Here is an 11,117-nt window from a genome sequence, read left to right on the forward strand (position 1 = left end):
ATCTGGGACGCGGGGCCGGATCGGACGCGCAAGGAACCTCGTTCGAGCGGATTTTTCTTGATCCCGAGGTCGCACAGACGCAGCGATGGGAGACGTGCGCCGTCCCCAGTCTTTCCCGCGCGCCGAACGCGCGGGTGTGCCCGGATGGAGCGTCATGATACCTGAAGTCGGATGCGAGCACCCCGCTCGGGGGACGTGGTCGAACGTGATACTTGTAACTGTCGTCGATGCGATGACTACTTGGCGCCTGAATACCGCCAGATGGCGTCGGCCGGTCGAGATCGGATGGATCGATCGTGGATAGGAAGAACAGCAAGATGCCGATGATCCTCCCCCGCAACGCCCGCCATCCTTTCGTCGTGCTGGCCGCCGCCGCGGCGCTGCTGCTCGGCGCCTGCTCGCCGGAGAGCGAGGCCGAGGCGCCGCAGGTCCGCCCGGTCCGGGTGGTGACGGTCGAGAAGGGCAGCGCGGGCACCTCCGCCACGCTGACCGGAACCATCGAGGCCGAGGATCAGGCCGCGCTGGCGTTCCGGGTTTCCGGGCGGATGATCGAGCGCCTCGCCAATGTCGGCGACCGGGTAACCGCCGGGCAGGTGGTGGCGCGGCTCGACGCGCAGAACGCGCAGAACGGCCTGCGCTCCGCCCGCGCCGCGCTTGCCGCCGCCGAGGGCCAGCTGGTGCAGGCCAGCAATCATTTCGACCGGCAGGAGCGCCTGCTCGGCAACGGCTTCACCACCCGCGCGATCTATGACGACGCACGGCAGGGCATGCTGGCGGCGCAGTCGCAGGTGGAGAGCGCCGAGGCCCAGCTCAAGATCGCCGAGGACAATGTGAGCTATACCGAGCTCACGGCCGACGCCCCCGGCGTCGTCACCGCGCGCGGCGCCGAGCCCGGCGAGGTGGTGCAGGCCGGGCAGATGATCCTCCAGCTCGCCCGGCAGGGCGGGCGCGACGCGGTGTTCGATGTGCCCGCGCAGCTTCTGCGCGACGTGCCGGCGAGCCCGGTCATCCAGGTATCGCTGGCCGATCAGCCGGGCGTGACCGCCACCGGGCGGGTGCGCGAGGTGGCGCCGCAGGCCGATCCGGTCACCCGCACCTTCCGCGTGCGCGTCGGGCTGGACGACCCACCGGCGGCCATGCTGCTGGGCTCCACCGTCAACGGCACGGTCGCGCTCGATACCACGCCGACCATCGAGGTGCCGGCCTCCTCGCTCACCGCCTTCAACAATGCGCCGGCGGTGTGGGTGGTCGATCCGGCGACCTCCACGGTCTCTCTGCGCAATGTCGAGGTGCTGCGCTTCAACCCGGCGACCGTTGCCATCGCCTCCGGCCTCGCCGAGGGTGACGTGGTGGTGAGCGCGGGCGTGCAGGCGCTCTATCCCGGCCAGAAGGTCCGCCTGCTCGGTTCGGGGGCGTGATGCGTTTCAACCTCTCGCAATGGGCGGTTCGCGAGCGCTCGCTGGTCATCTTCTTCATGCTAGCCGTGGTCGGGGCCGGTCTGTTCGCCTATACGCGGCTCGGCCGCGCCGAGGACCCGTCCTTCATCATCAAGACCATGGTGGTGCAGGCCGCGTGGCCCGGCGCCAGCGTCGAGGACACGCTGCAGCAGGTCACCGAGCGCATCGAGCGCACGCTGCAGGAAACCCCGCATCTCGACAGCCTGCGCAGCTATACCCGGCCCGGCGTCACCACGATCTTCGTGAATCTCGATGGTGCCGCCTCCGCGCAGGAGGTGAAGGACACCTGGTACCATGTGCGCAAGAGCGTCGGCGACATGGCCCACACCCTGCCGCGCGGGGTGATCGGGCCGGGCTTCAACGACGAGTTCGGCGATACGTTCGGCCTGATCTACGGCTTCACCGCCGACGGCTTCACCCATCGCGAACTGCGCGACTATGTGGAGGGCGTGCGCTCGAAGCTGCTGCATGTGCCCGACGTCGCCAAGATCGAGATCCTCGGCGCGCAGGACGAGCAGATCTTCGTCGAGTTCTCGATGCGCGAGCTCGCCAGCCTCGGCATCAATCGCGCCGCTCTGGTCGATGCGCTGCGGGCGCAGAACGTGGTGCAGCCGGCCGGCACCATCCAGACCGGTGACGAGAAGCTCGCCATCAAGGTTTCCGGCGCCTTCGGCTCGGAGCAGGACATCGCCAACATCAATTTCGCGGTTGACGGGCGGATGCTGCGTCTGTCCGACATCGCGACGGTGCGGCGCGGCTTCGTCGATCCGCCGCAGCCCATGTTCCGCGTCAACGGCCAGCCGGGCATCGGCCTCGCCATCGCCATGCGCGACGGCGGCGACATCCTCACGCTCGGCCGCAACATCGACGAGGCGATGCGCACCATCACCGCCGACCTGCCGATCGGCATCGAGCCGCATCTGGTAGCCGATCAGGCGGTGACGGTGCAGGGCGCCATTGCCGAGTTCATGGAATCGCTGTGGCAGGCCATCGCGATCATCCTGGTGGTGAGCTTCATCGCGCTCGGCGTGCGTGCGGGGCTGATGGTGGCGCTGACCATTCCGCTGACGCTGGCGGCGGTGTTCGCCATCATGTGGCTGACCCATATCGACATGCAGCGCATCTCGCTGGGCGCGCTGATCATCGCGCTGGCGCTGATGGTCGACGACGCCATGACCACGACCGACGCCACGCTGAGCCGGCTCGCGCTCGGCGAGAAGAAGGAAGTGGCGGCGGTCTACGCCTTCAAGACCTATGCCTTCGCAATGCTGGCCGGCACGCTGGTGACCATTGCCGGCTTCGTGCCGGTCGGCTTCGCCGCCTCCTCGGCTGGCGAGTACACCTTCACCCTGTTCGCGGTGGTGAGCATCGCGCTGCTGGTGTCGTGGCTGGTGGCGGTGCTGTTCGCGCCGCTGATCGGCATGGTGATCCTCAAAGCCCCGAAGAATGCCGGCGGCGAGCCGGGCCGGGTGATGCGCATCTATCGCGGCTTCCTCTCCGCCGCGCTGACCGCGCGCTGGGTGACGGTGGGCGTGACGCTGGCGCTGTTCGTCGGCGCGGTGCTGCTGATGCCGCTGATCCCGCGCCAGTTCTTCCCGTCCTCCGACCGGCCGGAACTGCTGGTGGATCTCAGCCTGCCGCAGAATTCCTCGATCTACGCCACCGAGACCGCGATGAAGCGGCTCGACGACGTTTTGCGTGACGACAAGGATGTCGAGCGCTGGAGCGCCTATGTCGGGCGCGGCGCCATTCGCTTCTACCTGCCACTCAACGCGCAGTTGCCCAACGACTTCTTCGGGCAGGCGGTGGTGGTGGCCAAGGACGTGCCGGCGCGGGAGCGGCTGCACGCCAAACTGGTGAAGGTGCTGGCCGAGGATTTCCCGAACGTGATCGGCCGCGTCTCGCCGCTGGAACTCGGCCCGCCCGTCGGCTGGCCGATCCAGTACCGCGTGGTCGGGCCGGAACTCGGGCCGGTGCGCGACATCGCGCTCAAGCTCGCCGAGGTCATCGCCTCCGACCCGCTGACGCGGCTGGTGAACTATGACTGGATCGAGCCCGCGCGCGAAATCCGCGTGCGGATCGACCAGAACGAGGCGCGCCGGCTCGGCCTGTCGACCGAGGCCATCGCCTCCGTGCTGAACACGGTGATCACCGGCGCGCCGGTTACGCAGGTCCGCGACGACATCTATCTCGTCAATGTGGTGCTGCGCGCCACCGACGAGCAGCGCGTCTCGCTCGACACGTTGCGCACGCTTCAGGTGCCGCTGCCGGGCGGGCGCACGGTCCCGCTCTCGCAATTCGCCACCTTCGACTTCGAGCAGACCTACCCGCTGGTGTGGCGCCGCGACCGGCTGCCGACGCTGACCGTGCAGTCGGACATCGCCGACGGCTACCTGCCCGAGACCGTGGTGCAGCAGCTCGGCCCCAAGATCGAGGAACTGTCGAAGACGCTGCCCTTCGGCTACCGCATCGAGGTCGGCGGCACGGTGGAGGAGAGCGCGTCCTCGCTGGCCTCGGTGATGGCGGTGGTGCCGGTGATGGTGCTGCTGATGCTCACCGTGCTGATGTTCCAGCTCAAGCGCTTCTCGCTGACCTTCCTGGTCATCAGCGTCGCGCCGCTGGGGCTGATCGGGGTGGTGATGGCGCTGCTGCTCTCCAACCGGCCGCTCGGCTTCGTCGCGATCCTCGGCGTGCTGGCGCTGATCGGCATGATCATCAAGAACGCGGTGATCCTGATCGGCCAGATCGAGGCCGAGCGTGCCGACGGCAAGAATGTGCGCGAGGCGGTGACCGCCGCCTCCTGCGCGCGCTTCACGCCGATCATGCTGACCGCGGTCTCCACCGTGCTCGGCATGATCCCGATCGCGCCGACCGTGTTCTGGGGACCGATGGCCTTCGCGATCATGGGCGGCCTGCTGGTCGCCACCGTACTGACGCTGATCTTCCTGCCCGCGCTCTATGTCGCGACCATGAAGGACACGCCGAAGGAAACCCCCGCCACCGTTTGAGAGGGGTCGTGAGAGGCTGCGGCGGAGGGCGCGCCGCAACCAAAGGAGCGCACCCGAGAGGGGTGCCTGAGGGAGTACACGTCATGATCAAGAAGATGGCCATCATTTCGCTGGCGGCGCTGGCCGTGGCCGGCTGCACCACGACCGAACGCCGCGCCGGCACCGGCGCGCTGATCGGCGGCGGCGCGGGCGCCATCATTGGCGGCATTGCCGGCGGCGGCACGGGCGCGGCGATCGGCGCGGGCGTCGGCGCCGCCAGCGGCGCGGTGATCGGCGCGGCGACAGCGCCGCGCGAGTGCTGGACCCGCGACCGCTGGGGCAACCGCGTCGCGGTGCGCTGCTGATCCCGAGAGAGAGTCTTCGGCGCATGGCGCCGGGACGGAAGACAAGACGGCCGCGTCCTCCCCGGGAGGCGCGGCCGTTTTCATTGGCCGGTCTGGATGCGTCTCAGGGGGCCGGCGCCTTGAGCGTGGCGGCGATGCCCTCGTCGACCCGCTGCTGGACATAGGGGAAGAACGGGTTCGACGACATGCGCGAGAGCGCGTCCATGGCGACGATCAGCGCCCCTCGCTCGCCCCGCACCGCCATCGCTCCCAATTGCAGCCCGAAATCCTCATCCGGCGCGTCGGAGGGGTTGGTGCCGTACAGCCCGTCGCTCGACGGGAAGGGCAGGGCGACATGGGACAGCGAGAACACGTCCGGCGGGTAGAACAAGCCGAGCGGGCGTTCGCTGGTCTGGGTGGCGCCCGCCTCGGTGACGCGCTCCAGCACTTCGCCGGTATCCGGGTCGATATTGGTGATGATCACGGTACGGAAACGGCGCGGCAGCGGCGGCAGCGTGCGCGCCAGCGCCGCCGGCGAGGTGGTGGTGGCCAGAAGCGGGCCGAGCTTGGTGTTGCGGTTGAGATCGAACAGCACCAGCTCGCTGCCATTGTCCGGCAGGCGGTTGTAGAACGCGGTCAGGATCGCCCGCGTCGAGACGGTGAAGTCCATCACCGACTGGAAGGTGAGCGCCGGCGGAAGCTCGCCAAGCGTGCCATTCGCCGCGTGCGCGGCGATCGAGGCTTGCAGGGCCTGCGTCAGCCGGTGCGACTGGCGCGCGCCATTGACCGGAAACGAGTTGTACTTGAACGGGTTGAACTCCGGTATCACCGAGAGCCACGCCGCCTTCGCGAAGGCGGGCAGGAAGGCGGGAAGGCCGGCGAGCCCGGCGAAGCGGGCAAAGCGCGTGATGCCGATCATCGGCGAGATCAGCACCAGCCGGTCCGGGCGGGTGAGCGCGGGATCGTCCAGCGCGTCGAGCGCGTATTTCAGCGCCAGCGCCCCGCCATTGGAGAAGCCGACAATGTGCAGCTTGCCCTGCGGGCCGGCGAGGCGGCGCGCCTCGCGCATGGCGAGCCGTGTCGCGGCGAGCCAGTCCTCCCATTCCGCCTCCGTCAGGCCGGCGGGCACCGTGCCGTGGCCCGGCATGCGCGGGGCGACCACGGCAAAGCCGTCGGCGGCGTAGCGCTGCGCGAGGTGGCGCAGGCTGTAGGGCGAATCTGTCAGCCCGTGCAGCAGCACCACCGCGCCCTTCGGCTCGCCCTCCGGCATCAGCGTGTAGGAGCGGTTCCAGTCATGGGAGAAGGAGGGCGGATAGACCACGCTGCCGGCGAAATAGCGGTTCGAGGGAACGCGGTCGTGCTCGGGGAGCTTCTGGATCACCTCGCGCGTGACATCGGCGAAGATGCGGTCCTCTTCCTTCAGGAAGGTCGCCCAGTCGCCCTTGTCGAGTTCGGCAATGGTCATCTCGCGCGGCACATAGGTGTGCCACGGCTCCAGCGGCGCGCCGCTCTGCGCGAACCAGACCCGCGTGCCGAGGAAGGTGACGAAACCGATCACCAGCGCGAAGGCCAGCCATTTCGCCAGACGCAGCAGGCGGGAGGGGCGGAGCAGCTTGAGGAGCATGACGGTTTTCTCCGCGTATCAGGCGTCGGCCGGCGGGCGGCCGGACAGCAGGCGGGCGATGGGACGGCTCGCCTCGTTCTGCTCGCAGATGGTGAGCGCCGCGATCACCAGAGGCACGCCGATGAAGGCGCCGGGCAGGCCCCACATGAACGCCCAGAAGAACACCGCCAGCAGCACGACGAACGGCGACATCGCCAGCGCGCGCCCGGCGATGCGCGGCTCGATATAGGAGCCGGAGAAGAACTGGATGACGTTCATGCCCGCGAACACCGCGATCGCCATCTGCCAGCTTTCGAACTGCGCGACGGCGAACAGGGTCGGCAGCAGCGTCGCCACCAGCGGGCCGATGAACGGGATGTAGTTCAGCGCGAAGGCGATGACGCCCCAGGCAAAGGCGAGGTCGAGCCCCGCCGCGGCGGCGAAGCCCCACATGGCAAGGCCGGTGAGGAGGCTCATCGCGGTGCGCACCAGCATGTAGCGGCGGAACTTGCTCGCGATCTCGCGGGAGGCGTCGAGCAGCTTGCGGCCGGTGGCGCCGGCTTCCCCGCTCGCCAGCTTGCGCTGGAGCACGTCGATCTCCAGAAGGCCGAGCATCACGAAAATGAAGGTGACGACGGCAAAGCCGACCATGCCGTTCAGCCGCGTCGCCACGCTCTGGAAGAAGCGGATCAGCCAGGAGACGTTGAAGGTCTCCATCAGCGTGCCGGCGGCATAGAGCCCGTGGCCCTCCAGCCATTCCGCGCCCTGCATGTAGAGCGTCTGGAACCGCGCGGCATTGGCCACCAGCCATTGCGCCGCCCGTCCGAAGCCCCAGGCGGTCATGGAGACCAGCACCAGCAGCACGACGATGGTGACGATGAGGGTGATGAACAGCGCCAGGAGCTTGGGCAGCGGGCGCTGCAGCGCGCTTTGCAGCGGCCAGACCAGCGCGATGATGAAGAAGGCGAAGGCCACCGGCGCGAAGATCGAGCGGGCGAGGTAAAGGGCCGCCGCGACGAGAATCGCGGTGGAGATGCCGATCATGATGGCGATGCCGCGCTGGCTCATTTTGTCCTGTCCGGGAAAAGCTTGTCTCGCCGCATAAGGCCAAGTGATACCGGCGACAAGGAGAATAGCGCGCGCCGGCGCCTTGCCGGCTATGCATCGCGTGCCGATCGGCGGCGAGGACGCGCGCAGTGTGTTGAAATCGCGGGCCATTCTCTTGGACGATCCGTCCCGATGTCCGCTCGCCGCGGCGCGGGAAAATGCGCGGGAGACCGCCGCGCCGCGTTTCAAACCCGCGCTTCCTGTTCTAGACAGCGTGCAGCGCAAGGCAGGAGTTCGCCATGGCCGTGACCATCTACGGGATCAAGAACTGCGACACGATGAAGAAGGCGCGGAGCTGGCTGGAGGCGCACGGCGTCGCCTATGCCTTCCACGACTACAAGGCTTCCGGCATCGACGCCGCGCATCTGAAGGCCTGGGCCGGCAAGGTCGGCTGGGAGGTGCTGCTGAACCGGGCCGGCACCACCTTCCGCAAGCTTCCCGAGGCGGACAGGCAGGGGATCGACGAGGCGAAAGCGCTGGCGCTGATGGAAGCGCAGCCCTCGATGATCAAGCGGCCGGTTCTGGAGACGAAGGGCGAACTGATCGTCGGCTTCAAGCCGGAGGTGTATGAGACGGCGTTCGGCGGCTGACGGCGGCGCCGCCGGAGCGGAGGCGCGTGCGACACGTCCGCTATGTCGCGTTCGCCGCAAGCGTGTGCGCCACCAGCGCGTTGGCGTGACCATGGCCCATCCCGTGGTCGTTCTTCAGCATGGCCACCAGCTCCATGTGCTTGGCCGGGAGATGCGCCCGCACGATCTGCTGCCACTCGGCGATCGGACGTCCATATTTCTTCTCGATGGCGGGGAAATAGGAGGCGGGACCCTTGATCGGTGCGTCGGCCATGGCCTTCCTTCTCCACGCTGCGGGCTGCCGCCAGCCTGCCGAAGCGGCGGGGCCGGCGCAACCCGGATTGGCCCGCTCCGAACCGCGCGCGCCGGAAACCCGCCCGCGCCCGCCGATGGCGATCCCGCTCGCCACGCGCCGGAAATGCGCGGCCGCACCTTCCGCGCCTCTTGAACCCGCCACGCTTCCCTGCCATGTCGGCGGGCATGAACGCACTCTCGAACTCCGCCGCTTCCCCGATCGCGCTTGAAGTGGCGCGGCGCCGCACTTTCGCGATCATCTCGCACCCGGATGCGGGCAAGACCACGCTGACCGAAAAGCTGCTGCTGTTCGGCGGCGCGATCCAGCTCGCCGGTCAGGTGCGCGCCAAGAAGGACCGCCGCTCGACCCGCTCGGACTGGATGGCGATCGAGCGCGAGCGCGGCATTTCGGTCGCGACGTCGGTGATGACCTTCGAGTTCGGCGGGCATGTGTTCAACCTGCTCGACACGCCGGGCCATGAGGACTTCTCGGAAGACACCTATCGCACCCTGACCGCGGTCGACGCGGCGGTGATGGTAATCGACGCCGCCAAGGGCATCGAGGCGCGCACGCGCAAGCTGCTGGAAGTGTGCCGGCTGCGCGACATTCCGATCATCACCTTCATCAACAAGATGGACCGCGAGAGCCGCGACCCGTTCGAGATTCTCGACGAGATCGAGAAAACGCTGGCGCTCGACACCACGCCGATGACCTGGCCGGTGGGGCGCGGGCGCGATTTCGTCGGCACGGTGGACATCGCCACCGGCGGCGTGCGGCTGCTCGAAGGCGACGAGGGCAAGACCGGCCCGCTGCGCCAGATGAGCGTGAAGGAAATCGCGGCGCTCAACGTGACGCTGAACGAGGAGGACCTCGGCGAGGAACTCAGCCTCGTGCGTGAGGGCTGCAACCCGTTCGAGCTGGGCGCCTTCCTCGAAGGGCACCTGACGCCGGTCTATTTCGGCTCGGCGCTGCGCAATTTCGGCGTCGGCGACCTGCTGGAAGGGCTCGGCCGCTTCGCCCCGCCGCCGCGCGCGCAGGACGCCGACAAGCGCCGGGTGGAGGCCGAGGAGCCGCGCATGACGGCCTTCGTGTTCAAGATTCAGGCGAACATGGACCCGAACCACCGCGACCGCATCGCTTTCGCCCGGCTGTGCTCGGGGAAGATGTCGCGCGGGATGAAGGCGAAGCTGGTGCGCACCGGCAAGCCGATGAGCCTCGCCACCCCGCAATTCTTCTTCGCGCAGGACCGCCAGCTGGCGGAAGAAGCCTATGCCGGCGACGTGGTGGGCATTCCCAACCATGGCAATCTGCGCATCGGCGACACACTGACCGAGGGCGAGGAGATCAACTTCGTCGGCGTGCCGAGCTTCGCGCCGGAAATCCTGCGCCGGGTGAAGCTGCCCGACGCGATGAAGGCCAAGAAGCTGAAGCAGGCGCTGCAGGAAATGGCCGAGGAGGGCGTGGTACAGGTGTTCCGCCCGACCGACGGCTCGCCGGCGCTGGTCGGCGTGGTCGGTCCGCTGCAGCTCGACGTGCTGAAAAACCGGCTTGAGGCGGAATACGGGCTGGAAGTCGGCTTCGACATGAGCGAGTTCCAGCTCGCGCGCTGGGTCTCGGCGAGCGATCCGAAGCGGCTGGAGGAATTCGCCGCCGGCAACCGCCTCTCCACCGCCGAGGACCTCGACGGCGATCTGGTGTTCCTCAGCCCGTCGGCCTTCATGGTCGGCTATACCGGCGATCGCTGGCCCGGGATCAGCTTCACCGACATCAAGGACGTGAAGAAAACGGCTTGACGCTCTGGTCCGACACGACGCGGATACTGGTGAGCAGCGCGCGATCGCGTCCTTCGCGCTTGGCCTGGTAGAGCATGGCATCGGCCGCGTTCAGCGTCGCCTCGAACTGATGGCCGTTGGGCCGGATGAAGGCGATGCCGGCGCTTGCGGTGCAGCTCAGCCCTTCCAGTGCCGCCATCTGCGCGGCGAAGTCGTTGCGGATCGCGTCGACCCGCGCGACGATCTGGTCGGCGGTGGCGTGGTGCACCACCAGCGCGAATTCCTCGCCACCAAGGCGCGCGGCCAGATCGCTACCGGAGCTATGGCGGTTCATCGCCTGCGCGAATTCGACGATGACCCGGTCTCCGGCGGCGTGGCCGTGCTGGTCGTTGATCGCCTTGAAGCTGTCGATGTCGAACACCGCCACGGCGGCGTCGCCCGCGAGCGGCGTGTCGGCAACCGCATCGAACAGGGCGCGCCGGTTGAGCAGGCCGGTGAGCGGGTCGGTCATGGCGCTGTGGAGATGCTGGCGCGCCAGCCGCGTCTGGTTCAGCGCGAGTGCCAGTGCGCCCACGCTGGGCACCGCGGCGACCACCGCGATGGTATTGAACTTTTCCGCCCAATTGTCCGGTGCGGCCGGCAGGATCCAGCTGCCCTCGGCCAGCAGGACGCCGGCGCAACAGGCGAAAGAGATCGCCACCACCAGATAGAGCACGCACAGCCCGGCGATCGCCATCGGCGCCTCCGCCCGTCCGCGCCAGAACTCCAGGGCGGCAAGGCAGAGCAGTGCGCTGGCGAAGCTGTTGGTGAGGATGAAGCCGATGCCGTTGAAACCGAGCAGAATCGGGAGGATGGCTAGAGCATTTTCGGTTTAATCCGGCTCATACCCAGCCGCGGCGAAGAAATTTGCGGCTTCGTTTGGCGTGACGAGGTCGATGAGGCGGCCGATGGCGTCCCATAAGGCCGGGATGGATCGCTCGGCG

Annotated in this window: 9 protein-coding genes and 1 pseudogene; 5 read left to right on the forward strand and 5 right to left on the reverse strand. The window is 68.2% G+C overall.

Annotated elements, in window-relative coordinates; genetic code table 11:
* Positions 1-323 precede the first annotated feature (323 nt).
* The 3 genes from VRZ77_RS12190 (at position 324) to VRZ77_RS12200 (ending at position 4,809) form a co-directional block, all read left to right on the forward strand.
* Positions 324-1,418 (forward strand): efflux RND transporter periplasmic adaptor subunit, encoded by a 1,095-nt coding sequence (locus VRZ77_RS12190; RefSeq protein ID WP_414592936.1) that lies wholly within the window; start codon positions 324-326, stop codon positions 1,416-1,418.
* Complete coding sequence (locus VRZ77_RS12195; RefSeq protein WP_414592937.1) at positions 1,418-4,465, forward strand: efflux RND transporter permease subunit; 3,048 nt, start codon at positions 1,418-1,420, stop codon at positions 4,463-4,465. The genes VRZ77_RS12190 and VRZ77_RS12195 overlap by 1 nt, the downstream gene beginning before the upstream one ends.
* A gap of 83 nt (positions 4,466-4,548) precedes the next feature.
* Positions 4,549-4,809, forward strand: coding sequence for a glycine zipper domain-containing protein (locus tag VRZ77_RS12200; protein WP_414592925.1), 261 nt, complete (start codon positions 4,549-4,551; stop codon positions 4,807-4,809).
* Between the two features lie 103 nt (positions 4,810-4,912).
* On the opposite strand, the gene VRZ77_RS12205 is transcribed toward VRZ77_RS12200, so the two are convergent.
* Together VRZ77_RS12205 and VRZ77_RS12210 are read right to left on the reverse strand one after the other, a co-directional pair.
* Entirely contained in the window at positions 4,913-6,412 is a 1,500-nt protein-coding gene (locus VRZ77_RS12205) for an alpha/beta hydrolase (RefSeq protein WP_414592926.1), read from the reverse strand.
* A gap of 18 nt (positions 6,413-6,430) precedes the next feature.
* Entirely contained in the window at positions 6,431-7,459 is a 1,029-nt protein-coding gene (locus tag VRZ77_RS12210) for an AI-2E family transporter (RefSeq protein ID WP_414592927.1), read from the reverse strand.
* Between the two features lie 278 nt (positions 7,460-7,737).
* Here VRZ77_RS12210 and VRZ77_RS12215 point away from each other — a divergent pair, with 278 nt between their 5' ends.
* Positions 7,738-8,088: an ArsC family reductase gene (locus VRZ77_RS12215; protein WP_414592928.1), complete on the forward strand. Its 351-nt coding sequence runs from the start codon at positions 7,738-7,740 to the stop codon at positions 8,086-8,088.
* Positions 8,089-8,128: 40 nt separating this feature from the next.
* On the opposite strand, the gene VRZ77_RS12220 is transcribed toward VRZ77_RS12215, so the two are convergent.
* The gene (locus VRZ77_RS12220) at positions 8,129-8,341 is read right to left on the reverse strand and encodes a DUF4287 domain-containing protein (protein WP_414592929.1); all 213 of its coding nucleotides are present in this window, start codon (positions 8,339-8,341) and stop codon (positions 8,129-8,131) included.
* A gap of 194 nt (positions 8,342-8,535) precedes the next feature.
* On the opposite strand from VRZ77_RS12220, the gene VRZ77_RS12225 reads away from it, so the two are divergent.
* On the forward strand, positions 8,536-10,155 hold the full coding sequence (locus tag VRZ77_RS12225) for a peptide chain release factor 3 (protein ID WP_414592930.1): 1,620 nt from the start codon (positions 8,536-8,538) through the stop codon (positions 10,153-10,155).
* Here VRZ77_RS12225 and VRZ77_RS12230 read toward each other — a convergent pair.
* Together VRZ77_RS12230 and VRZ77_RS12235 are read right to left on the reverse strand one after the other, a co-directional pair.
* Positions 10,130-10,870, reverse strand: a complete 741-nt coding sequence (locus VRZ77_RS12230) for a GGDEF domain-containing protein (protein ID WP_414592931.1) — start codon at positions 10,868-10,870, stop codon at positions 10,130-10,132. The two genes, VRZ77_RS12225 and VRZ77_RS12230, sit on opposite strands and share 26 nt — an antisense overlap.
* A gap of 135 nt (positions 10,871-11,005) precedes the next feature.
* Positions 11,006-11,117 (reverse strand): annotated as a pseudogene (locus VRZ77_RS12235) (IS630 family transposase); the annotation flags it as partial.

The sequence above is a fragment of the Ancylobacter sp. G4_0304 genome, from assembly GCF_047501495.1.
GTDB lineage: Bacteria > Pseudomonadota > Alphaproteobacteria > Rhizobiales > Xanthobacteraceae > Ancylobacter.

Bases quoted from the DNA above. Each gene is read 5' to 3' on its own strand.
- VRZ77_RS12190 (WP_414592936.1), top strand. From the start codon at position 324: ATGATCCTCCCCCGCAACGCCCGCCATCCTTTCGTCGTGCTGGCCGCC.
- VRZ77_RS12195 (WP_414592937.1), top strand. From the start codon at position 1,418: ATGCGTTTCAACCTCTCGCAATGGGCGGTTCGCGAGCGCTCGCTGGTC.
- VRZ77_RS12200 (WP_414592925.1), top strand. From the start codon at position 4,549: ATGATCAAGAAGATGGCCATCATTTCGCTGGCGGCGCTGGCCGTGGCC.
- VRZ77_RS12205 (WP_414592926.1), bottom strand. From the start codon at position 6,412: ATGCTCCTCAAGCTGCTCCGCCCCTCCCGCCTGCTGCGTCTGGCGAAA.
- VRZ77_RS12210 (WP_414592927.1), bottom strand. From the start codon at position 7,459: ATGAGCCAGCGCGGCATCGCCATCATGATCGGCATCTCCACCGCGATT.
- VRZ77_RS12215 (WP_414592928.1), top strand. From the start codon at position 7,738: ATGGCCGTGACCATCTACGGGATCAAGAACTGCGACACGATGAAGAAG.
- VRZ77_RS12220 (WP_414592929.1), bottom strand. From the start codon at position 8,341: ATGGCCGACGCACCGATCAAGGGTCCCGCCTCCTATTTCCCCGCCATC.
- VRZ77_RS12225 (WP_414592930.1), top strand. From the start codon at position 8,536: ATGTCGGCGGGCATGAACGCACTCTCGAACTCCGCCGCTTCCCCGATC.
- VRZ77_RS12230 (WP_414592931.1), bottom strand. From the start codon at position 10,870: ATGGCGATCGCCGGGCTGTGCGTGCTCTATCTGGTGGTGGCGATCTCT.